Here is a 21,880-nt window from a genome sequence, read left to right as displayed (position 1 = left end):
CTTCTCGCAGAGGGAAGAGGATGAGGGGATGAGCGAGCGGTTCGTTCGGCCCACCGTGGTCGATCGGGGGTTCAACCGGGTCGTCGGACTCCTGACCCGGGTGGGGCTGCCGCTCGCCGGTAGCCGAGTGCTCGCCGTGCGAGGTCGATCGAGCGGCGAATGGCGCACGACGCCCGTCAATCCGCTCCGGGTCGGCGGTGAGCGGTACCTCGTGGCCCCGCGCGGCAACGCGCAGTGGGTGCGCAACCTCCGGGTCTCGGGTGCCGGCGAACTCCGCGCCGGCCGCCGGGTGGAAGCTTTCACCGCCGTCGAGGTGTCCGACGCCGAGAAGCCCCCGATCCTCCGCGCCTACCTGAAGGCCTGGGCCTGGGAGGTCGGGCGCTTCTTCGAAGGAGTGGACGCGGGTTCTCCCGACGAGAAGCTCGCCGAGATCGCCCCGGGCTTCCCCGTGTTCCGGATAGGACGACCGCGCCCGTGACCCGATTCCCCGACGCGTGGTACCTCGTGCTGTCGAGCCGGCTCATCCCCGGTCTCGACGGCGGGTACACCGTGGCCACCCTGACCCGGATCCGGCAGATGAGAGAGGCCGGTGCCGAGACCGAGCTGCTGACGGTCGACCCGGGCGCGCCCGAGGCCCACGTCGAACACCGGTCGGAGTTCGTCCGTCGTGGGATGCTCGACGTCCCCGAACGCCTGCGCAATCTGTTCGACGAAGCATCCGACCCCCGTGGCGGTGGCGCGCAATGGCTGCGTGAGGCCACGGCGCCCGGCGACGCCGACCCCTCGCTCTCGTACCGGGAGGTGACGGATGCTGCGGGCCGCCCGATCGTGTCGCTGCCGGTGATCACGGGCGACCCCGACTGGCACCTGACGACGGCACCGATCGTCGTGCACGACGCGGACGGGTCTGGCATCGGTGTCATCGCCGGGTTCGGGTCGCTCTATCGCGCCTGGCTCGACCACGTTGTCGCGGGGTTGCGCGAGCGGGTCGAGCGCCCGGTCGTCGTGATCTGCGAATCCCGCCAGCTCGGCGAGCTGCTCAGCGGGTGGCACGCACCTGCGGTGCGTCTGCTGCACACCGTGCACACCACACACCTCGAACCGCCGTTCACCCCCGATGCGCCCCTGAACGCGCTGTGGTCGCGGTGGTTCTCGGTCGCCGACCGGTTCGATGCCGTGCTGTGGCCGACCCCATCGCAGCGCGATGACGTCGTCGAGCGGTTCGGCTCGTCGGGCGTGCACGCGGTCGTCCCGAATGCCGTGGTGCCCCCCGCATCCGTCGTCCCGATCGCGGCGCGCGAGCCCAGCCGGGCCGTCGTCATCGGCCGGCTCGCGCCCGGGAAGCGCGTAGACCTCGCGATCCGAGGATTCGTCGGCGCGGCCGTGCCGGATGCGACGCTCGACATCTACGGCGACGGGGCGGAGCGCGGGGCGCTCCAGGCGCTCATCGACGATCTCGGGGTCGGCGAGTCGGTCGTGCTGCGCGGCGCGACCGAGGACGTCGCCGGCGTGCTCGACGCCGCATCCGTCTACCTCTCCACCTCGGCCTTCGAGGGGCAGGGGCTCGCGCTCGCCGAGGCGCTGTCGCACGGCACGCCCGCGGTGGTGTTCGATATCCGCTACGGTCCGCGCGACATGCTGCGCGACGGCGGGGGAGTGCTCGTTCCCGACGGCGACGTCGCCGCGCTCTCGGCCGCGCTGACCGAGGTGCTCGGCGATGCGGCGATGCGCGAACGGCTGTCGGCGGAGGCCCTTGTCGCCGCGGCGCGATTCGCCCCCGCCCCGACGATGGATGCCCTCGCGGCCGTGGCCCGGCAGGCGCTTGATCGCACGCCGCGGCGCTCTCCCGGCACTCGCTGAGGCCCTCCGCCCGCGACCGCTGCCCCGCGGTGCGGCTGCCCCGCGGTGCGGTTGGCCGCGCGGGGGCGGTTGTCGCGCGGTGCGGTCGGCCGCGCGCGTGGGGCTCGTGCCCGCTTCCGGCAGCCTCGGTGACCGTATTCAGGATGGTTGGCCGGGGAGGGGCCCGGAACCGGTGCAGACCGCGGGGGCCGGTGGATTCTTCCTGAGTTCATGCGGAGCGAGGGGCTTAGTGAGGAAGAAGGGGTGGGGGGAAGGGCGGGCGCGTGGGGGGCTCGTGCCCGCTTTCGTCGGCTTCGGCGACCGTACTCAGGATGGTCGGCCGGGGACGGGCCCGGAACCGCTGCAGACCGCGGGGGTTGGCGCGTTCATCCTGAGTTCGTGCGGGGAGAGGGGTTTCGTGAGCGAGGAGGGGATGGGGAAGCGTTTCGTGAGGGAGGGGGGGTGGGGAAGCGCTTCGTGAGCAAGAACGTGAAGGGGAGGTCGGGCGCGGCGAGGGCAGGGGTGGCTGAGCGCAGACGCACCCGGGCGGGCGAGGAAAGGCGCCTAGGCCCGCCCTGCCCACGGGTCGTAGTCGGCGAGCAGCGGCTCCTGCGGCGGGCGCTCCGCCTCGGGCACGTGTTGCAGGTTGACGCGCACGCGGTACCAGAGCGAACTCGATCCGCGCATGCCGTCGATCATCACGTCCGCGGGATGCAGCACGGCCGCCGCCCGCGTGTGCGTCGTCTTCCACGTCTCGAGGGCCTCGAGGGCTTCGGGCTTCGTCTTCGTGCGTGCCACCTCGATCAACGGCATCGTGGAGGTGCGCCGGCCCGAGCCGTCGAAAGCCGTCGGCGGCTTGTCGGCGGGGCCCAGCTCGTCGGCGAGCTGCAACAGGCCGTCGAGACGCCCGACCGCCTCGTCGATACCGCGGTGCGGGTCTCCGATGTCGGCGAAGCGCTCGAGCACGGTCGCGACGGTGAATTCCTCGGGGCGGCGCGCACGCACTTCGTCCCAGGCGAGCGGGGTCGACACGCGCGCGTCGGGGAGCGGACGGATGCTGTACGCCGACGCCACCGTGCGGTCCTTGGCGTTCTGGTTGAAGTCGACGAAGACGCTCTCACCGCGTTCCTCCTTCCACCACCGCGCGGTCGCGAGGCCGGGCGCGCGGTTCTCGACCTCCCGAGCGAGGGTCTCGGCAGCCAGCCGCACCGCGGCGAAATCCCATTCGGGCGCGATGCGCACGAGGATGTGCAGTCCCCGCGACCCGCTCGTCTTGGGCCAGCCGACGAGACCGTGGTCGTCGAGCACGTCGCGGACGATCATCGCGACATCCACGATCTGCGCCCACTCGACGCCCGGCATGGGGTCGAGATCCACCCGCAGCTCGTCGGGGTGGTCGAGGTCTTCGGCACGGACCGGATGCGGGTTGAGGTCGAGGCATCCGAGGTTCGCGACCCATGCGAGCCCGGCAGCGTCCCTGACGACGGTCTCTTCCGCGGAGGTGCCGCGCGCATAGCGGAGGGTCGCGGTATCGATGAAGTCCGGATGCTTGTCGGGCACCCGCTTCTGAAAGAACGCCTCCTCGTCGATGCCCTTCACGAACCGCTTGAGCACCATCGGGCGCCCTCCCGCACCGCGCAGAGCGCCGTCGGCGACGGCCACGTAGTAGCGCACGATGTCGAGCTTCGTGAGACCGGGGCCGGGGAACACCACCCGGTCGGGGCTCGTCACGCGCACCTCGTGCCCGGCGATCTCGAGGGTGTCGGCGGGTGTCTTCGACGGGCTCATGGCGCGAGGCTAGCCGGGTGCAGGATGCTGCGGCCAGGCCTTGCGCTGCCGTGCCGTCGCCTCGGTCGTGGCGTCCCGTGCCCATCCGTGCGGTTCGGCAGGCTCCCCGCCGAACCGAGGAGCCGACTGCCACAGCATCCGTCGAGTGACCCTACAGTTCGGTGCGGTCATACGCAGGAATGCGCCACATTCCGGACAACGAGGGAGGAACGGGGTCCGGGCGGAAACGACGAAGGGGCCGTCCGGAACGGACGACCCCTTCGTGCGAGCGGTGGCTAGTTGCTGCCGCGGATGATCGCGATCATGCGGAGGATCTCGACGTAGAGCCAGACGACCGTGACCATGATGCCGAAGGCGCCCATCCAGGCGAACGTGCGGGGAGCCCCGTTGCGGACGCCCTGCTGGATCTGGTCGAAGTCGAGCACCAGCGAGTACGCGGCCATGATGACGACGAGTACGCCGAGGATCAGCCCGAGCGGGATACCGGCGATCTCCATGCTGCGCAGGCCGAAAGCGCCGCCGGCGATCGGCACGTTGAAGAGCATGAGACCGACGTTGACCAGGCTGAAGACCAGGTAACCGAGCATCGCGATCATGAAGATCTTGGTCGCGCGCTTGGAGGCGCGGATCTTGCCACTGGCGAAGAGGGCGAGCGTCACACCGACGACCGAGAGGGTGGCCAGGGTGGCCTGCAGAACGATGCCCTGCCACTGCACCTCGAAGAACGCGGAGATGCCACCGACGAAGAGGCCCTCGAGCGCGGCGTACGCGACGATCAGCCCGGGACGCACCTTCTTGCGCGAGGTGAAGATGATGACCATCGCGAGCACGAAGCCACCGAGGGCGCCGACCAGCATCGGGAGCACCGAGGTGGGCGTGCCGGGCGCGGCCGAGATGCCGCCGAGGGTCGCGACCCATCCGACAGCCGCGGTGACCAGGAGGACCGCGAAGAGGGCGATCGTCTTGTAGACGGTGTCCTCGTACGTCATGCGATCGGTCTGCTGGGCGCCGGCCGAGGGGGCGGCGAACTTGCCCTCGAGCTCGGCGTTGGTGGCGGCGGGGGGCGGCGCATACTGCGTCTGACCGTTGCCCAGGCGCGCAGCCTGCGAGCCACCGGGGTAGGTCTGAACGGCGCGCGGGTCCTGGAACGCCGGGTTGTTGAAGGCCGGGTTGTTGAGGGCCACTGCTCTCACACTCCAAAATCGGGGTTGATCTACAGCACCGTGCTGTAGATCAACACTAGCCGACGCCCTCTCCGCCGTCGCGGGGTGCTGCTGTGAGGACACCATGAGCGGGCCGGCCGCTAACGTGAAGACGTGACCGCACCCCTCGTCATCGGGCACCGTGGCGCCCCGGGCTACCGTCCCGAGCACACCGCATCGTCGTACGAGCTGGCGATCGCTATGGGGGCCAACGCGGTCGAGCCCGACGTCGTCGTGTCTCGCGACGGTGTGCTCGTGGTGCGGCACGACAGCGAGATCGGAGCCACGACCGACGTGTCGCAGCATCCGGCGTTCGCCTCGCGTCGGACGACCAAGGAGATCGACGGCGAGATGCTCACCGGCTGGTTCGCCGAGGACTTCACGTGGGCCGAGCTCGCCACCCTCCGCTGCCGGGAGCGGCTACCGACGTTGCGCCCCGGGAGCGCGGCCTTCGACGACTCCGAGCCCATGCTGCGCCTGAGCGACCTCGTCGATCTCGTGCGTCATGCCGGGTGGGCGCGGGGGAGAGCGGTCGGGCTGGTCGTCGAGATCAAGCACGCGACCGCTCTCGGCCGCCTCGGGCACCGGCTCGACCAGCTGGTGTTCGACGAACTCCGTGGCCTGGGCGGCGACGTTCCGCTCGTGATCGAGTCGTTCGAGTCGACCGTGCTGACGGCCCTTCGCGAGCGAGGTCTCGCCGCCGAGTTCATCTATCTGCTCGCCGCCGACGGTCATCCGGCCGACCTCGTCGCCTCTCTGGGCGCGGCCGCGCCGACGTACGCGCAGACGGCGGCGCCCGCGGGGCTGGACGCGCTCGCGGGCCGGTTCGACGGGATCAGCGTCGACAAGCGGATGATCCTGGAACCCGACGGAGCGGGACGCGCGACGGGACCCAGCCGCATCGTCGCGGATGCGCACGAGCGGGGGCTGCGCGTCTTCACGTGGACGTGCCGCCCTGAGAACGCCTTCCTCGTGCCGGAGTTTCGATCCGGCGCCGACGACGGTGCCTTCGGCCGGTACGAAGAGGAGTGGGCGGTGCTCAGGGATGCTGAGCCCGACGGTGTCTTCGCCGACCACGCCGATCTCGCGGTGGCCTTCTTCCGCGGCGAGTGAAACGCGCGCCGGTCAGCGGCGTCGTGCGGGTGTGTGTCGGGCGGTGACGCGCGACGCGCCGCCGCGCCCGGTGCATCCGTACGGTGGAGCGGTGGCCGCCGCTTTCGTGAAAACGCTCCGTGACCTCCTCTGCGATGCGGCGGTGATCGACGATCCGCGGGTCGTGGCGGCGCACGCCTCCGACGCCTCGCGCACGACCCCGCCGGCTGCCGCCGTGCTGGTGCGGCCGCGTTCGACGGACGAGGTCTCCGCCGTTCTCCGCGCCGCGAACGACGCGGGCGTGCCCGTCGTGCCGCAGGGCGCGCGGTCGGGCCTCGTCGGGGCGGCGGCGGCGATCGAGGGCGCCGTGCTCCTCGATCTCGGGCGCCTCGACCGCATCGTGCGGATCGACCCGGTCGATCGCGTCGCGGTGGTGCAGCCGGGGGTGGTCGTCGCCGACCTCCAGCGCGCGGTGGCCGCCGCCGGGTTGTTCTACGCGCCCGACCCCGCCTCGGCCGAGTGGGCGTCGATCGGCGGAACGATCGCAACGAACGCGGGCGGCATGCGCTGCGTGAAGTACGGGGTGACGCGCGATGCAGTGCGGAGCCTCGAGGTCGTGCTCGCCGACGGAGAGGTGGTGCGCACACGGTCAGAGACCGTGAAAGGCGTGGCAGGGCTCGACCTCACGAGTCTTCTCGTGGGATCGGAGGGCACGCTGGGCGTGATCACCGAGGCGACCCTGGCACTCCTGCCCGCGCCCGGGCCGAGCAAAGGAGTGTCGGCGGTCTTCCCCGACGCGGCCTCGGCCTTCGCCGCGGCGAACGTCATCGCGTCGGGGTCGCGCCTGCCGTCGACGCTCGAGTTCCTCGACGACGTGGCGCTGCGCGGCATCCGTCTCGTGCGTCCTGACCTCGGCATCCCCGACGGTGCGCAGGCGTGGCTCCTGGCGGTCACCGACGAGGAGATCGGGAGCGTCGCCGACCTCGACGGCTTCGAAGCCGCTTTCCGCGCGCACGGCGCACTGACCGTCACCCGCGCCGACGAGCCCGAGGCGCTCGACGCGCTGTTCGCTGCCCGCCGTGCGCTGAGTCCGGGTCTCGTCGCGGTGCGCGGTGGAGCAACCCACGGAGACCTCGCGGTGCCGCGGTCGCGGCTGCCCGTGCTGGCCGACGCCGTGGTCGACCTGCGCGTGCGCCTGGGCGTGGAGATCAGCCTGGCCGGTCACGTGGGCGACGGAAACCTGCACCCGACGGTGGTGTTCGATCCGACCGACCCCGACGAGACCGCGCGGGCGCGCGCAGCCGAGCGCGAACTCCTCGTGCTGGCTCAGCGACTCGGGGGAACGGTCGCCGGCGAGCACGGCATCGGGTCGGTGAAGCTCTTCGCGGTGGACGGCGAGGTGCCGCCGCGCATCCGCGAGCTGCAGCGTGCCGTCAAAGTCGTGTTCGATCCGAGCGGGATCCTCAACCCCGGGCGGAAGCTCTGACCGCGCCGAACGCCGCGAGGCGCTCGACCAGTTCGGCCAGCGTCGCGTCGTCGTGAACGAGTCCGACGCGGAAGAAGCCGCGTCCGCGCTCGCCGAACCCGTCGCCGGGCGCGACCGCCACGCGCTGCTCCTCCCGGAGCCTGCGCGCGAAGTCCGCAGCATCCGCCCCACCGGGCACCCGCACCCAGACGAAGAACGTGCCCTCGGGCTCGAAGACCTCCCACCCGGCGGCGCGGAGCCCCGCGACGACGAGATCGCGGCGCCGCCGGTAGATGCCGACGAGTTCTGCGGCGGCGCTCTGGTCGCCGTCGAGGGCGGCCGTGGCCGCGACCTGCGTCGCGCCGAACATCGTGCTGAACGCGTGCGCCTGGTATCGCGCCATCGCGTCGATGATGGAGGCGTTGCCGGCCGCGAAGCCGAACCGCCACCCCGCCATGCTGTACGTCTTCGACAGCGTCTGCAGCTCGACGGTGACATCGAGCCCCGGATCGAACGCCAGCGCCGACAGCGGGCGACGGCCGTCGAAACCGAGCGACGAGTAGGCGAAGTCGTGCACGAACGCCGCCCCCGCCCGACGCGCGAAAGCGAGCGCCCGCTTCATCGTCTGGGGCGTCGCCAGGGCCCCGGTCGGATTGTTCGGGTAATTCAGCACGAGCACGCTCGCATCGCTCACGGCCTCGAGCGTCTCGAAACGCGGCTGGAACGACGGCGCGTCGAGGGGCAGCGAGACGACGGATGCTTCGGCGAGGTCGGCGGCGGAGAGATACAGCGGGTACCCGGGGTCGGGCAGCACGACGTTCGTGCCCGGATCGGCGAGCGCGATGACCGACGCCATGATGGCCTCGTGCGAGCCGTGGAAGATCGCGACCTGCGCGTCGGGGTCGATCTCCACGCGGTGATCGTCGCGGTAGCGCTTCGCGATCGCCCGGCGCACCGCCGGTCGACCGATCGACGACGGGTAGCGGTGGTTCACCGGGTCGGCGACGGCCCGCTGCATCGCTGACACGATGTGCTCCGGCGTCGGGAGGTCGGGGTTGCCCTTCGACACGTCGATCACCGGCGGCCCGGGCTCCGCGCGCAGGTGCGCGATCTCACGGTCCATGGCGCCCCAGAAGTTCGGGGGCAAGGCGCGCACCCGGCGCGCGGGGGAGAAGTCGGCCACCGTCACCGCCGCCTGTACCGGCGCGCGATCGCCGAGCCCGTCATCTGGATGCCCTGCACCAGCACGATCAGGGTGACGCACGTGAGCACCATGGCGAAGCCGTCGTAGCGCTGGTAGCCGTACGACAGCGCCAGGTCGCCGATGCCGCCGGCTCCGACCGTGCCCGCCATCGCGGTGGCGTCGATGAGTCCGACCGTGGCGATCGTGATCGCCAGGATCAGCGAGCTGCGCGCTTCGGGAAGGAGGAAGCGGCGGAAGATCTGCCACGGCGAGGCGCCCATTGAGCGAGCGGCCTCGATGACTCCCTGCGGCACTTCCAGCAACGAGTTCTCGACCAGGCGCCCGATGTAGGGCGCGATCATGACCGTCAGCGGCACGATGGCGGCCCACACTCCGATGCTCGTGCCGACGAGCAGGCGGGTGAAGGGCAGGATCGCCACGAGCAGCACGATGAACGGCAGCGACCGGGCGATGTTCACGAAGACGCCCAGCACGATGTTGGCGGGCCTGTTCTGCAGGATGCCGCCGGGTCGCGTGAGGGCGAGGAAGGTGCCGATCGCGACTCCGAGGATCGACCCGAACACGAGGGCGAACCCCAGCATCTGCAGGGTCTCGCCGATGGCCTTCAGGAAGATGTCGGGGGTGATGAGGGTCCAGCGATCGCCGTTCATGCCACGACCTCCTCGAGGCTGACGACCCGCGACGTGAGGTAGGCCCGCGCCGAGCGCACCCGATCGGCGGGGCCGTCGACCTTCACGATCATCTGACCGATCGTGTGCGTGCCGACCTCGGTCATGTCGGCGTGGAGCATGTTCACCGTCACGCCGAGGTCGGTGATCATGTGCGACACGAGCGGCTCGGCGACCTGCTCGTCGAGCAGCAGGAGGCGCCACAGGTTGTCGCCGCCGACGTGGGACACGACGCGAGCGGGGAGTCCCTGCGGCACGACGGTCGTGACGAAGTCGCGCGTGATCGAGGCGCGCGGGTGAACGAACACGTCGAGCACCGAACCGTGCTCGACGACCGCGCCGTCGGCCATGACGGCGACCTCGTCGGCGAGGTCTTTGATGACGTCCATCTCATGGGTGACGACGAGGATCGTGGTGCCGTACTCGCGATTGATGCTGCGCAACAGTTCGATGATCTGCACCGTGGTCGTCGGGTCGAGCGCGCTGGTCGCCTCGTCGGAGAGGAGGATGCGGGGGTTCCGCACGAGCGCGCGAGCGATGCCCACCCGCTGCTTCTGCCCGCCGGAGAGCTGCGAGGCGAAACTGTCGGCCTTCGCGCCGAGGCCGACGAAGTCCAGCACCTCCTCCGCCCGGGCGCGGGCGGCGGCGGGTGCGACCCCGTCGAGCCGAAGGGGCAGCGCCACGTTGTCGCGTACGCGCACGGTCTCGAGCAGGTTGAACTGCTGGAAGATCATGCCCGTGCGACGCTGGGCGGTGCGCAGGGCACGCCCGCGCAGCGCGCCCATGTCGACTCCCTCGACCATCACGCGCCCGCTCGTGGGTTGCTCGAGACCGTTGACCGTCCGGATCAGCGTCGATTTCCCGGCACCGCTGTATCCGATGACTCCGAAGATCGATCCCGGAGAGACCTCGAGCGAGACGTCGCGCAGTGCCGCGGTCGCCGCATCCTTCTGCCCGAAGGTCTTCGTGACGCTCTCGAAGACGATGCGCCCTTCGTCGCGAGAACTCACTCGAACCAGGCCGGCAGCTGGTAGCCGTCGTACCGCGGGTCGGAGGCGATGTACTCGATGAACTCGGGCGACTCGTAGGCGGCCTTGATGGCCTGAGCCCAGTCCGAGTCGACGTCGTCTTCGCGCACGGTGACCACGTTGGAGAAGAACACGGGCTGGTCCTCGACGGCGAGGGCGTCGCCGTAGTCGAGGCCGCCCGAGACGATGAAGTTCCCCTGGATCGTCGCGTAATCGACGTCCTGCAGCGCCGGAACCTGCTGCGCGTTCTCGATGGGCGTGATGTTCAGGTTGTAGGGGTTCGACGTGATGATCGACAGGTCGGCCGTGTTGGGGTCGTCGACGTCGTCGAAGTCGATCCATCCCGCGTCACGGAGGATGAGAAGACCGCGGTACATGTTCGACGGCGAGTTCGGAACGGTCACGGTCGAGCCGTCGGCCACGTCGTCGAGCGACGACTTCTTGCCGCCGAACAGACCCATACGGGGCGTGGGGATCTGCACGAGTGCGGCGTTCGTGATGCCCTCCTGAGCGTTCACGAAGTCGAGGTAGACAGGATGCTGCATGATGTTCGCGTCGATCTCGCCCTGCGAGACCGCCACATTGACGACGATGCCGTCGGTGAAGTCGACGGTCTCGACCGAGTAGCCCTCGGACTCGAGGATCGGGAGGATGCCGCCCTGGAACATGTCGAGGTACGGGCCGGGGTTGAAGCCGATCTTGATGCTCGTCTTCTCGGCGCCGTCGGCGGCATCGCCCGAGGTCGTGGTCGACCCGCCGCTGCACGCCGAGGTGGCGACGAGGACGACGGCGGCGATCGCGCTGACGAGCGCAGGACGGAAAAGCTTCATGGGGGCCTCTTCTGCGGTGAGTGTCTCGGGGGTCCGGATGCGGAACTCTCCCGGTGCTGGGGGTCACGCTAGCCAGCCCCCGGTCGATGCCGGGATTTCGGGCGTCACAGTCGGCAACAGTCTCGATGGGCCGGAGCGAAAACTAGTTCGGAAATCTAACTACTAGCAAAGCTGTATATTAACTACATGCCTTCCGCGGACGCTCAGCGATCCGCCTTCGCTTCACTCCTCCAGGAGTTGCACGATGCGACGATGCAAGCGGGTTTCGTCACCGCCCGCCGCATGAATCTCTCCACCACCGATGCCGCCGCGATCGAGCACATCACTCTCGCGGCCGTTCCGATCGGCCCCGCCGAACTCAGCGTCCGCCTCGGTGTGACCCGATCGTCCGCGACCGAGATCATCGACCGACTGGTTCGGTCGGGGCACATCCAGCGGCGCCGCGACGAGGCCGACGGGCGCCGTTTTCGTTTGGTTCCGACGGATGAGGCCCGTGACCTCGTCGCGGTCGAGTTGGCGCCCCTCGAGCACCGCGTCGAGGAGATCGGCGCCTCGTTCACGGTGCAGCAGCAGCGGGTGATCACGGAGTTCCTCGAGGCGGTTGCGACCGCCCATCGCGAGTTCGCGACCGACGGGAAGCCGGAGAGGTAACGCGCGCGCGGGGTCTGGTTCGGGCGGGTGGACGATGGGTGCGGCGGCGCTCCATTATCGTGATGCCGTGGGGACGGAATGGGTGCGGCGCGTGCTCGTCGTCGAGGACCAATCCGCGCTGCGCGTGCTCGTCTGCGACATGCTCTCCCGCCATGGGTGGGAGACCGCCGAGGCCGCCGACGCGGCGCAGGCGATGGCGGTGTTCGCGGCGTTCGACCCCGACGTGCTGCTCACCGACATCGACCTCGGGTCGCGGCCATCGGGCGCAGAGCTCGCTGTCATGATCGCGAACCTCGCACCCCACGTCGGGATCGTGTTCCTGAGCAGCTACCCGCGAGCCGCGGCGGGCGCCCGGGCGATGGGGCTGGAGCGGGCGGTCTTCGTGTCGAAGCACGATCTGGGTTCGGCGGGCGAACTCCTCGCGGGGCTCGAGTCCGCTGTGGCGACGCATCCGTCACCCGCCGCACCGGTGCCACCGGCCGTCGACACCGACGAGCTGTCGGCGCTCACCCGACACCAGCTCGACGTCCTCGCGATGATCGCGCGGGGGTGGTCGAACGACCAGATCGCCGAGGCCTCGGGCGCATCGACGCGTGCCGTGGAGCGGTCGATCAGTCGCATCTTCGACCGGCTCGGCGTCACCGGGGACGCGTCGGTCAGCCCGCGCGTGGCGGCGGCGACGAAGTACCTGGCCGTCTTCGGCCCGTCGCGGTGAGGCGATTGGCCACCGGCGCGCGAGGTGCGCTCGGCGGTGGGCGCTTCATCTCGGTCTGGTCGATCGCCGCCTCCCTCGTCCTGTCGCTCACGGTCATGGCGCCGGCGGTGCCCGATCCGACCGCGTCGGGCGTGCTGACGGCGCTGGTCATCGGCTGGGTCTCGTTCGTCGCCGGGCTGTCGGCCGTCGCTGCTGTGGAGCGCTCCGCTCGGCGCGTCACCACCCGCGCGACGTGGGTTGCCGTCGGCGTGCTGCTCGACGCGGCCGCGCGCCCCGTGATCCACGATCTCCTGCTCTCGGCGTTCGGCGTTCCCGCACCGCCGTCGTCGCAGCTTCCCTTCCGCATCCTCACGAACGTGGTGGTGTGGACCGTCACCCTGACCGCGATCGCCGTGGTGGTCGACGCCTCGCGGTCGCTGCGCGCGACCAATGCGCTCCTGTCGGCCGTGCGGACCGAGATGGATGCTGCGCAGCGTCGGGGCGAGGCGTTCGAGGCCGCGGCTCGAGCCGACGTGAACGGCGCGGTGGCCGATCTGCGCCACCGCGTCGGTGCGCTCCGTCGCGACGGCGCGACAGCCGCCTCGGTGAGGTGGGTCGGCGACGGGTTCCGTGCCGCGAGCCACGCCGTATCGGAGCGGGCGCGGGCAGCGGACGCGGCGGGGCCGCCCGTCGCGCGCATGCCCGCTCGGCGACGCGACAGGCTGACTCTGCGCGCGCCGTCGCCCGGAACCGTCACGGCGTTGTACGTGGCCTGCATGCTGCCCTACGCGCTTCGTGCGGCCACGGGCGGCGTGATCGCTCTCGCCCTCCTCGTCGCCGTCGGAGGAGGGTGGGCGGTCGACCGACTCAGTCGTCTGCGGATGGTGCGCCGCAGGGGCGGCTCGGCCGCCGTCTTCGTCGCGCTCTCGGCGGTCGTCGGAGCGGTGCTGTCGGTCGTCGCGGCGGCCGACGGAGGCGGCGTCGCGTTGGCGACGGTGCCGCTCGTGGTGTACGTCGGGTCGTCGCTGGGGGCCGCGCTGTGCGCGGGGATGCTGCACCGGCTCCGTGCCGAGCAGAGCCGTCTCGCGAGTGCCGTAGCGGCAGATCAGCGCGCGACGCGTGCCGCGACAGGCGCTGCGCGCGCCGCGCTGCGCGAGGCAGCCGACGTCATGCACCGCGACGGCCAGGCGTTGTGCGTGCTGTTCGCGATCGAGAACGCAGCCCCGACACCCGATCGGCTCGCGGCGCTCGCGACGCAGCTCGACGGGATCATCGATCGCGTGGAGCGGGTCTTCGCCGGCTCGCGATCGACGACGGGCGCGTCGTCGATCACCGAACTGGCCGGCACGTGGTCGCGGGTGCTCGACCTCGCCAGCACGGTGACGAGCGACGCAAGCGACGTGCTCGACGCCCATCCCGACCTCGCCGCACAGGTGTTCGAGGTCGCCGCGGAGGGCCTGCTGAACGCGGCGAAGCACGCCGCAGCCGCCCGCACGACCCTCACGGTCGATGCCGCCATGACCGGGGCGGGCGAACATCTCACCGTTCGCGTGACCACCCGAGCTGCGGCTGCGGTGCTCGACGGGCTCGGGCCCCACTCGCGTGCGCGCGAACTCGGCGCGCGCCTGCGATCGGTCGAAGGTGGAGTCGTCCTGGAGGCCGCGTTCGCCGTGCCCGGACCGCGTGCTGTCGTGTCAGCCGAACATCCGGCCGAGGGCGTCACGGCCGAACCGTAGCGTCGTCCCCGGATCCGGATGCGGGCCCGGATCGGAAGGTCGACATGGACGCGCTGCACCAACTGCTGCCGATGGCGGTGGGGATGCTCATCTCGCCGCTACCGATCGTCGCAACCGTGGCGATCCTTCTCTCCGCGCGAGGGCGAAGCGCCGCGCCCGCCTATGCCGCGGCTTTCACCGCCGTGTCTCTGATCGTGGTCGCCGTGGGGGCGATCACCGCCGTCGGAGCCTCGTCGTCGGCCTCGGGCGGCGGCAAGATCGTCGTGCTCGTGCTGACCGCCGTGCTCACGCTCGGCTTCGCGGCGCTGGCCGTGGCGAGCTGGCTGTCCCGGCCGAAACCGGGAGCAGAGGCGAAACCGCCCAGCTGGCTCGCCGCGGTCGACACGATCACGCCCGCTCGCGCCGCCGGCCTCGGGCTCTTGATGGCCGTCACCAACACCAAGAACATCCCGCTCGAGCTCAAGGGCGGGGCGCTGATCGGCGCGGCGCACCTTCCGGCGATTCTGGTCGTGCTCTGGTGCATCGGGTTCGCGGTGGCCGGTTCACTCGCCCTCATCGTTCCCACGGCGCTCGCCGCCACGGGGTCGCCCGCCGTGGTGCGTTCGCTCGAGAGGTTGAAGGCCGAGATGATCGCCCACAACGCCGCGATCATGACGGTGCTCTTCGCGATCCTCGCCGCGGTCGAAGCCTCCCACCTCCTCCACCAGCTCATCGGTTGACCCCGATGCGAAGGAAGCAGGCCACGATGTCCGATTCGATCTCCGATGCCGGCTCCGAGAACTCCTGCCTGGCGGCCGCGCCGGCCGGACGATTCCGCGGCCGGCTCGACGAGGTTCGCGCCTGGCGCGGCATCCGTTTCGCGGAAGCTCCGACGGGCGGGCGGCGCTGGCGAGACCCCGTCGCCGTCGCTCCCGTCGAGGGTGAGATCGACGCGCGCAGCTTCGGACCGGCCTGCCCGCAGCAGCTCAACCCGGCGGTGCCGCTGGGCGACGACGCGGTCATGGACGAGGACTGTCTCTCCCTGAACGTGTGGGCGCCGGTCGCAGACGACGCGGGGCTGCTGCCGGTGATGGTCTGGATCCACGGCGGCGCCTACACGTTCGGTGCGTCCAGCCAGCCGCTGTTCGACGCGACATCGCTGGTCCGCCGCGGCGACGTGATCGTCGTCACGGTCAACTACCGGCTCGGCGCCTTCGGGTTCCTCGATCTCGCCGCGCTCGTGCCCGACGGTGGATTCGATCGCAACCTCGCGCTCAAAGACGTCCTCCTCGCCCTCGCCTGGGTGCGCGAGAACATCTCGGCCTTCGGCGGCGACCCCGACCGGGTGACGATCTTCGGCGAGTCGGCCGGTGGGGGACTGGTCACCACCCTCCTGGCCACGCCGTCGGCCGAGGGGCTCTTCCAGCGCGCTATCGCGCAGTCATCACCCGCGTCGAGCGTCTACGGGGTCGAGCGCGCCCGATCGGTGGCGGAGCGCTTCGTCGCACAGCTCGGCATCGACATCGCGGATGCGGCGGACGCCGCGCGGGCGTTGCGAGACGCCCCCGTCGCCGAGGTCGTCTCGGCCGCTATGGCGGTCTACGCCGCCGTTCCCGACGCCGACCCGGGCACGCTGGCCTTCGCCCCCGTCATCGACGGAGACCTCATCCCGGAATCACCGGTCGTGGCCCTCCGCGCGGGCCGAGGCATCCGCGTGCCGCTTCTGATCGGCACGAACAAGGACGAAGCGTCGCTGTTCCGGTTCATGAAGTCGCCGCTGATCCCCATCACCGACGACCGGATCGCGCGGATGCTCGACGACATGGCCGCCGACAACCCGTCGGTCGTCCCCCCGACGGCCGATCAGGTGCACACCGCCTACGAGCACGCCCGGCACCGGGCCGTCGGGCTCGGCATCGCCCGCGACATCGGGTTCCGCATGCCGACGATCTGGATCGCCGAGGGGCACGGTGCCGTCGCCGACGTGTGGCTCTACCGCTTCGATCACGCAGCTCCCTTTCTTCGGCTCATCGGTCTGGGCGCGACGCACGCGACTGAGCTTCCCTACCTGTGGGGCAACCTCGACGGCGGCCCGAAGGATCCGACGTTCCGTCTCGGAGGTCGACGCGCGGCCCAGAGCATCTCCGTTGCGATGCAGCAGCGCTGGACCGCATTCGCGCGGGGTGAGAACCCCGACGCCGACGGCGCGACCGCCTGGGAGCCGTATCGGGTCGAGGGGGCCGATCCCGTGCGGGCGACCCTCGTGATCGACGCCCACGACACCCTGGTGCCCGACCTCGATGCGCCCGTTCGTACCGCGTGGGGCGACGAGGCACTCACCTTCCGTTAGATGCACTGCCCACGCCGGTTGCGGGCGAAGGAGATGGCGCCGGCGTAGGACGATTCGCACCGACGTGGCCTACGGCCGCGCCATGGCCTACGCCGGGAACGGATGCTGCACCGCCTGCAGAAGTGGACGCGACGGCGGGAGTCGAACCCGCCACGCAGTCGGGTATGAACCGATGCCCGGGACCGCCCGGATCGCCGCGATGACGGTTCCACGTTAGAACGCCGGTCGCACCCGGGTCGAGGTCTGTGACCGATGATTTCCCCCTGAGTCGTCAGTGTGACGGGCGTCGTTCCCCGCGGCCTCGACGGGCCCCGCACTAGGGTGTGCGGATGGTTGCACCGCACGTGTCCCTGGGCGAGGTGGCCCGTTCGATGGTCCGCGGGGCGGCGGGTGCCGTCCTCGACGCCGAGCAGGCGGCTCTCGCCGACGAACCCGACGGCCTGCACGCACTGCGCACGCGCGTGCGGCGGCTGCGCAGCATCCTGTCGCTGCTGCGCGATCACCTCGACGACCGTCGATCGCAGAGGCTGCGTGTGCCGTTGCGCGAGTGGGGGAGCCAGCTCGGCACCGTTCGCGACGCCGAGGTTCTGGCCGCCGAAGCCGCCTCGGCACTGGCCGCTGCGGGCATCGACGACGATGCCATGAGGCGTCGGCTCGTCGAGGAGCCGCTGGCCGACTACGCCCGGCTGCACGCCCGCCTGGTGGCGCTGAGCGAGCAGCCGAGGGCGAAAGAGCGGATGCGGGAGCTGCACGCGTTCGCGGCCGATCCGCCGCTCGTCGGGGTCGACGCCGATGCGACCGGGGCGCTGACCGCGGTGCTGCGACGTGAGGCGCGACGCGTGCGGAAGGCCGCGAAGCGGCTGGACGGCTCGATGGAGCGACTGCACGACGTGCGCAAGGCCGGGCGACGCCTGCGGTACGCCGCCGAGGCGATCGGCGAGGCGGGGCCGGCCACTCTCACCGACGCAGCGGCGGCCGCGGCGAAAGCCGGCTCGCGGCTGCACGACGTGCTGGGCGACCACCGTGACGCGGTCGTGCTGGCCGCCCGTCTCGAGCGTTCGAGGGTGCGCGCGGCGAGGGCGGGGGAGGCGACGGAGGGCTACGACCGGCTGATCGCCGCGGCGACCGCCCGTGCGATGCGGCGGCGGGGCCAACTCGACCGAGCCCTCCGCAGGGTGCGGGACGCGTCGAAGATGCTCGACTGACGGGGCGGGTGTCGGAGCCCGCGCCTACACTTGACGGGACATGACCGACGCATCCACGCCCCTCATCGTCGGCAGCGGCACCGGGCGCTTCGACAAGGCCGATCACGCCTCGCGCTCCGACGACGACCTGCTCGCCGGGCTCAACCCGCCCCAACTCGAGGCCGTCACATATCGCGGCCCCGCGTTGCTGATCGTGGCCGGTGCCGGTTCGGGTAAGACGAGCGTGCTCACGCGCCGTATCGCCTCGCTGCTGCGCAGCCGCGAGGCGTGGCCGAGCCAGATCCTCGCCATCACGTTCACCAACAAGGCCGCGGGCGAGATGCGCGAGCGGGTGCGCTCGCTGATCGGCGACCGCGCCGAGGGCATGTGGATCTCCACGTTCCACTCCGCGTGCGTGCGCATCCTCCGCCGCGAGGCCCAGCAGTTCGGTTTCACGAAGTCGTTCACGATCTACGACTCCGGCGACTCCCGTGCGCTCATCAAGCGGCTCGTCAAAGAGCACGAGGGCGACGCGTTCGGCCTGACGCCGGCGGGCACGCAGAGTCGCATCTCGAAGCTGAAGAACGAGCTCGCCGACGCGGAGTCCTACGCGCGCCAGGCGAATATGAGCGACCCCGTCGAGCGGGTCTTCGTCGAGATCTTCGGCGCCTACCAGCGCGAGCTGCAGAAATCCAACGCCTTCGACTTCGACGATCTCATCGGGCAGACGGTCTACCTCTTCCGCGCCTTCCCGCACGTGGCCGATCAGTACCGTCGGCGCTTCCGGCACATTCTCGTCGACGAGTACCAAGACACCAACCACGCGCAGTACGCGCTCATCCACGAGCTGACCCGTCCGATCGGGTCGGATGCCGCGCCGATCGCCTCCAGCGGCGGCATGATGATCTTCGAGCCCGAGCCCGTCGGCGAAGACGCCGCGTCTCTCACGGTCGTCGGTGACTCGGATCAGTCGATCTACGCGTTCCGCGGCGCCGACATCCGCAACATCACCGAGTTCGAGCGCGACTACCCGGGTGCGAAGGTCGTGCTGCTCGAGCAGAACTACCGTTCCACGCAGAACATCCTGTCGGCGGCGAACGCCGTCATCAGCAACAACTTCGACCGCAAAGAGAAGCGCCTCTGGACCGACGTGGGCGCCGGCGAACCCATCATCGGATTCACCGGGTACTCGCAGCACGACGAAGCCCAGTTCGTCGCCGACGAGATCGAGTCGCTGCACAAGACGGGCGTCGACTACTCGCAGATGGCCGTGTTCTACCGCACGAACTCTCAGTCGCGCGCGCTGGAAGAGATCTTCATCCGCTCGGCGGTGCCCTACAAGATCATGGGCGGCACCAAGTTCTACGAGCGCGCCGAGATCAAGGACGCCCTCGCCTATTTGGTCGCGGTGGCGAACCCCGCCGACGAGATGGCGCTCCGCCGCATCCTGAATCGCCCGCGCCGCGGAATCGGTGACGTGACGGAGACGTCGATCGCCCGATACGCGGCCGACCAGCAGATCACCTTCCGCGATGCTCTTGCGAATTCCTCTGCTCTGGGCGTCGGGCCCAAGCTGCAGGCCGCTATCGCGCAGCTCGACGCCATCCTCGCCGAGGCGACCGCGATCATGCTGCCCGCCACCGGCGAGCTCGCGCCCCCCACGGCCGTCGCCGAGGGACTCACCCTGCTGCTGAACAAGTCGGGCTACTTCGACGCGCTGCGGCGCAGCCGCGACCCGCAAGACGAAGCGCGCCTCGAGAACCTCGACGAGCTCGTCGCGGTGACACGCGAGTTCGCCCGCAACAACCCCGAGGGCACGATCATCGACTTCCTCAGCGAAGTGGCCCTGGTCGCCGACGCCGACGACCTCGACGATGCGTCGGGGTCGGTGTCGCTGATGACCCTCCACACGGCGAAGGGGCTCGAGTTCGACGCGGTCTTCCTCACCGGTGTGGAAGAAGACCTCATCCCGCACCGCATCTCGGCGAACGAGCCCGGGGGGCCCGCCGAAGAACGCCGCCTGTTCTATGTCGGCATCACGCGTGCGCGCAAGCGTCTCTACCTCTCGCTGGCGATGACCCGCGCGCAGTTCGGCGAGGTCACGGTCGCCATGCCTAGCCGGTTCCTGCAAGAGGTGCCGTCGGAGCTCATCGACTGGCGCCAATCGCCGGGGGATGTGAACTCGCGCGGCGGCTCTCGCTCTCGTGCCCTCAACGCTCGTCCGTCGGGTGGCTCCGATTCCGGCAGCTGGGGCACGAAGCGCTACGGCGACGACCTGGCGCCGAAGTCGACGGCGATCGACAGGTTTCCCAATCGCATCCCCGCGAAGGTGCGCGACAACGGCGATCTCGTGCTCGCATCGGGTGATCGCATCCGGCACGACGACTTCGGCGAGGGTCGCGTCGATGCCGTGACGGGGGAGGGCGCCAAACGAGTCGCCCACGTGAGGTTCGACACGGTCGGTGCCAAGAAGCTCCTCATCAAGATCGCACCGATCGCGAAGATCTAGCGATCGCCCTCGGCGGTCGGAACGCCGAGCTCTTCTGCCACAGCGGGGTCGGCCAGCACGGCCTCCAGGAGATCGTGCGCGCTCTCGGCGGTGATCTGCACTCGGATGTCTCGGCCGTTCTCGATCACCAGCCAGGTGCGCGAGTCGCTACGCCGGCGGAGGAGGCCTACCTCGACGTCCGCCGTCGAGATCGCGGCACCGTCGCGTGCGTCGCGCAATGTCAGGGTGAGCGAGCGCCCACCGCTGCGGTGGTCTTCGTCGGCCTCGTGCGTGGTGTGGCCGTGTCGCGTCGTGCACCAGGCGAAGGGGCAGGACGGGCCTCGGCTCTCGGGTCGGCGCCGAACCTCGTCGTCGCTCATCGGGGCTCCCCTCTCGCCATTCGACGTCCGTCATCGCTGGGTGAGGTGGGCACGACCTCTCCGCCCAGTAAAGCGTGGGGTTCCGACATCGCGTGCTCGCCGACCGGGGCTCGCGTGCGCATGTGTACATGCTAGTGCGGTTGCCGTAGTCCGTGGAGACGAGGGGCCGCCACCCCCGCGACCGCGTGATTCGCCGCATGCGTGGACGGGGCCTCGGGCTAGGCTGAAACGGATGGCTCTCTTCTCGCGTCGAAAGAACTCCGACCGTCCGGCCACCTCCGAGGCTCCGGCCGAGGCGGGCACCGCCGACGTCCCGGCCCCGCCGGCCCCGCCGGTGAGTGACCCCGCGGCATCGGTCGGCATATCGCTCTCCACGTTCCAGGGCGTGGGCGCGCCTCAGCCCGCCGCGCCCGTCCCCGACCCGCGACCACGGGCCCGCGCGGTGCCCGCCGAGGCTCCCGCGCCGAACGAGTCGCTCCCGGGCGTGTACGACAACGTGCTTCTCCGCGATGCGCTGGCAGCGCTGTCCGATCCGCCCACACCGACCGCGCTGATGAACGTTGCGCGGCAGCTGCTGCAGGGGCACCTCTATCTGCGGGTCAAGGGCGATGCGCGGGCGCTGCTGGCGGAAGGCCGCGGTCTGCCGCTCGCGGTGACCCGGCGCGGCGAGAAGCAGCACGTCCTCGTCTACAGCTCCGGCACCGCTCTCCAGGCCAGCGTGAAGGCCGACGGTGACACCGACACCTCCGCGATGGCGCAACCGGTTCTCACGGTGCTGCGCCATGTGCTCGACGGGCCCTACGAGGGCATCGTCATCGACCCGTCGTCGGGTCCTGCCCGGGCGGTCCTGCCGAAGCCGCTCCTCCAGCGCGCCGTCGACGAGGCGCACGCGACGTTGGTCATCAAGACACTCCTCGCCACCCCCCGCACAGACGAGACGGCGCCTGCGGTCGCCGCCGCGCTGGCTGAGGCGCCCCTGTGGATCGCCGTACGGCGCACCGAGGAGGGCGGGCCCGTCGGCATCGCCGAATCGCGCACGGCCGACGGCGACCGCTACCTCGAGGTGTTCTCCCACCCGCTCGAAGTGCTCAGCCTCGGCCGCGGCGACCAGGCCCTGCCGGTCACGGCCGATCAGCTCGGCAAAGCCCTCGCCGCCGACGCGGGGCTCACCGGGGTGCTCGTCGATCCGGGCGGACCGTGGATCCGCGTGCCCCGCAGCGAGCTGGCCGCGCTCCTCACCGACGCGACCTCGTAGTCGACTCATCCGATCCCCGCAGGGGTGACGGATGCTGCGCGCCGCCC

General features: G+C 70.6%; 19 protein-coding genes and 1 tRNA gene. 12 read left to right on the top strand and 8 right to left on the bottom strand.

Features of this window, described 5'->3' with window-relative positions; genetic code table 11:
- Positions 1–28 precede the first annotated feature (28 nt).
- Positions 29–478, top strand: coding sequence for a nitroreductase/quinone reductase family protein (locus tag ABTU82_RS04340; protein WP_116645931.1), 450 nt, complete (start codon positions 29–31; stop codon positions 476–478).
- Entirely contained in the window at positions 475–1,860 is a 1,386-nt protein-coding gene (locus tag ABTU82_RS04335; RefSeq protein WP_407171959.1) for a glycosyltransferase, read from the top strand. Before ABTU82_RS04340 ends, ABTU82_RS04335 begins: the two co-directional genes overlap by 4 nt.
- A 543-nt stretch (positions 1,861–2,403) precedes the next feature.
- Here ABTU82_RS04335 and ligD read toward each other — a convergent pair.
- Positions 2,404–3,627 carry a non-homologous end-joining DNA ligase gene (gene ligD / locus ABTU82_RS04330; RefSeq protein ID WP_407171957.1) on the bottom strand — a complete coding sequence of 408 codons (1,224 nt, stop codon included), beginning with the start codon at positions 3,625–3,627 and terminating at the stop codon, positions 2,404–2,406.
- A 275-nt stretch (positions 3,628–3,902) separates the two neighbouring features.
- Complete coding sequence (locus ABTU82_RS04325; RefSeq protein WP_407171955.1) at positions 3,903–4,811, bottom strand: Bax inhibitor-1/YccA family protein; 909 nt, start codon at positions 4,809–4,811, stop codon at positions 3,903–3,905.
- A 132-nt stretch (positions 4,812–4,943) separates the two neighbouring features.
- Here ABTU82_RS04325 and ABTU82_RS04320 point away from each other — a divergent pair, with 132 nt between their 5' ends.
- Positions 4,944–5,942 carry a glycerophosphodiester phosphodiesterase family protein gene (locus tag ABTU82_RS04320; RefSeq protein WP_407171954.1) on the top strand — a complete coding sequence of 333 codons (999 nt, stop codon included), beginning with the start codon at positions 4,944–4,946 and terminating at the stop codon, positions 5,940–5,942.
- Positions 5,943–6,033: 91 nt separating this feature from the next.
- Positions 6,034–7,407 (top strand): FAD-binding oxidoreductase, encoded by a 1,374-nt coding sequence (locus ABTU82_RS04315; RefSeq protein WP_407171952.1) that lies wholly within the window; start codon positions 6,034–6,036, stop codon positions 7,405–7,407.
- On the opposite strand, the gene ABTU82_RS04310 is transcribed toward ABTU82_RS04315, so the two are convergent.
- From ABTU82_RS04310 to ABTU82_RS04295, 4 genes are read right to left on the bottom strand one after another with little or no spacing between them, the layout of a single operon-like run.
- Complete coding sequence (locus ABTU82_RS04310) at positions 7,385–8,569, bottom strand: pyridoxal phosphate-dependent aminotransferase (protein ID WP_407171950.1); 1,185 nt, start codon at positions 8,567–8,569, stop codon at positions 7,385–7,387. The genes ABTU82_RS04315 and ABTU82_RS04310 overlap by 23 nt on opposite strands.
- Before the next feature lie 2 nt (positions 8,570–8,571).
- A complete protein-coding gene (locus ABTU82_RS04305) occupies positions 8,572–9,240 on the bottom strand; it encodes a methionine ABC transporter permease (RefSeq protein ID WP_116645939.1) in 669 nt (222 codons plus the stop codon).
- The gene (locus tag ABTU82_RS04300; protein WP_407171948.1) at positions 9,237–10,268 is read right to left on the bottom strand and encodes a methionine ABC transporter ATP-binding protein; all 1,032 of its coding nucleotides are present in this window, start codon (positions 10,266–10,268) and stop codon (positions 9,237–9,239) included. The genes ABTU82_RS04305 and ABTU82_RS04300 overlap by 4 nt, the downstream gene beginning before the upstream one ends.
- Entirely contained in the window at positions 10,265–11,116 is an 852-nt protein-coding gene (locus tag ABTU82_RS04295) for a MetQ/NlpA family ABC transporter substrate-binding protein (RefSeq protein WP_116645941.1), read from the bottom strand. The genes ABTU82_RS04300 and ABTU82_RS04295 overlap by 4 nt, the downstream gene beginning before the upstream one ends.
- A gap of 186 nt (positions 11,117–11,302) precedes the next feature.
- Here ABTU82_RS04295 and ABTU82_RS04290 point away from each other — a divergent pair, with 186 nt between their 5' ends.
- From ABTU82_RS04290 to ABTU82_RS04270, 5 genes are all read left to right on the top strand, one after another.
- A complete protein-coding gene (locus ABTU82_RS04290; protein ID WP_407171947.1) occupies positions 11,303–11,767 on the top strand; it encodes a MarR family winged helix-turn-helix transcriptional regulator in 465 nt (154 codons plus the stop codon).
- A gap of 67 nt (positions 11,768–11,834) precedes the next feature.
- Positions 11,835–12,482: a response regulator transcription factor gene (locus tag ABTU82_RS04285; protein ID WP_116646744.1), complete on the top strand. Its 648-nt coding sequence runs from the start codon at positions 11,835–11,837 to the stop codon at positions 12,480–12,482.
- A 5-nt stretch (positions 12,483–12,487) separates the two neighbouring features.
- Positions 12,488–14,197, top strand: a complete 1,710-nt coding sequence (locus tag ABTU82_RS04280) for a hypothetical protein (RefSeq protein WP_407171945.1) — start codon at positions 12,488–12,490, stop codon at positions 14,195–14,197.
- 44 nt (positions 14,198–14,241) lie between these two features.
- The gene (locus ABTU82_RS04275) at positions 14,242–14,916 is read left to right on the top strand and encodes a GAP family protein (RefSeq protein ID WP_116645944.1); all 675 of its coding nucleotides are present in this window, start codon (positions 14,242–14,244) and stop codon (positions 14,914–14,916) included.
- A gap of 26 nt (positions 14,917–14,942) precedes the next feature.
- The gene (locus ABTU82_RS04270) at positions 14,943–16,526 is read left to right on the top strand and encodes a carboxylesterase/lipase family protein (RefSeq protein WP_407171944.1); all 1,584 of its coding nucleotides are present in this window, start codon (positions 14,943–14,945) and stop codon (positions 16,524–16,526) included.
- A gap of 123 nt (positions 16,527–16,649) precedes the next feature.
- Here the strand turns inward: ABTU82_RS04270 and ABTU82_RS04265 are convergent.
- A tRNA-Met gene (locus ABTU82_RS04265) sits at positions 16,650–16,725 on the bottom strand.
- Between the two features lie 130 nt (positions 16,726–16,855).
- Between ABTU82_RS04265 and ABTU82_RS04260 the strand changes: the two genes are divergently transcribed.
- A complete protein-coding gene (locus ABTU82_RS04260) occupies positions 16,856–17,731 on the top strand; it encodes a CHAD domain-containing protein (protein ID WP_116645946.1) in 876 nt (291 codons plus the stop codon).
- A 40-nt stretch (positions 17,732–17,771) separates the two neighbouring features.
- Entirely contained in the window at positions 17,772–20,219 is a 2,448-nt protein-coding gene (locus ABTU82_RS04255; RefSeq protein ID WP_407171943.1) for an ATP-dependent helicase, read from the top strand.
- Here the strand turns inward: ABTU82_RS04255 and ABTU82_RS04250 are convergent.
- Entirely contained in the window at positions 20,216–20,578 is a 363-nt protein-coding gene (locus ABTU82_RS04250) for a hypothetical protein (protein ID WP_165817887.1), read from the bottom strand. The two genes, ABTU82_RS04255 and ABTU82_RS04250, sit on opposite strands and share 4 nt — an antisense overlap.
- 232 nt (positions 20,579–20,810) lie before the next feature.
- Between ABTU82_RS04250 and ABTU82_RS04245 the strand changes: the two genes are divergently transcribed.
- Positions 20,811–21,833 carry an SseB family protein gene (locus ABTU82_RS04245; RefSeq protein ID WP_407171940.1) on the top strand — a complete coding sequence of 341 codons (1,023 nt, stop codon included), beginning with the start codon at positions 20,811–20,813 and terminating at the stop codon, positions 21,831–21,833.
- Positions 21,834–21,880 lie beyond the last annotated feature (47 nt).

Origin of the sequence: Microbacterium deferens, from assembly GCF_045517775.1 — a bacterium.
Taxonomy (GTDB): Bacteria; Actinomycetota; Actinomycetes; order Actinomycetales; family Microbacteriaceae; genus Microbacterium.
Note: the sequence above shows the minus strand (reverse complement) of the source record. Positions and strands in the feature narration are given on the sequence as shown.

What these genes read in the sequence shown, in the direction of transcription:
- ABTU82_RS04295 (WP_116645941.1), bottom strand. Translation starts at nt 11,116, where the DNA reads ATGAAGCTTTTCCGTCCTGCGCTCGTCAGCGCGATCGCCGCCGTCGTC.
- ligD (WP_407171957.1), bottom strand. Translation starts at nt 3,627, where the DNA reads ATGAGCCCGTCGAAGACACCCGCCGACACCCTCGAGATCGCCGGGCAC.
- ABTU82_RS04290 (WP_407171947.1), top strand. Translation starts at nt 11,303, where the DNA reads ATGCCTTCCGCGGACGCTCAGCGATCCGCCTTCGCTTCACTCCTCCAG.
- ABTU82_RS04340 (WP_116645931.1), top strand. Translation starts at nt 29, where the DNA reads ATGAGCGAGCGGTTCGTTCGGCCCACCGTGGTCGATCGGGGGTTCAAC.
- ABTU82_RS04245 (WP_407171940.1), top strand. Translation starts at nt 20,811, where the DNA reads ATGGCTCTCTTCTCGCGTCGAAAGAACTCCGACCGTCCGGCCACCTCC.
- ABTU82_RS04270 (WP_407171944.1), top strand. Translation starts at nt 14,943, where the DNA reads ATGTCCGATTCGATCTCCGATGCCGGCTCCGAGAACTCCTGCCTGGCG.
- ABTU82_RS04250 (WP_165817887.1), bottom strand. Translation starts at nt 20,578, where the DNA reads ATGAGCGACGACGAGGTTCGGCGCCGACCCGAGAGCCGAGGCCCGTCC.
- ABTU82_RS04275 (WP_116645944.1), top strand. Translation starts at nt 14,242, where the DNA reads ATGGACGCGCTGCACCAACTGCTGCCGATGGCGGTGGGGATGCTCATC.
- ABTU82_RS04255 (WP_407171943.1), top strand. Translation starts at nt 17,772, where the DNA reads ATGACCGACGCATCCACGCCCCTCATCGTCGGCAGCGGCACCGGGCGC.
- ABTU82_RS04305 (WP_116645939.1), bottom strand. Translation starts at nt 9,240, where the DNA reads ATGAACGGCGATCGCTGGACCCTCATCACCCCCGACATCTTCCTGAAG.
- ABTU82_RS04260 (WP_116645946.1), top strand. Translation starts at nt 16,856, where the DNA reads ATGGTTGCACCGCACGTGTCCCTGGGCGAGGTGGCCCGTTCGATGGTC.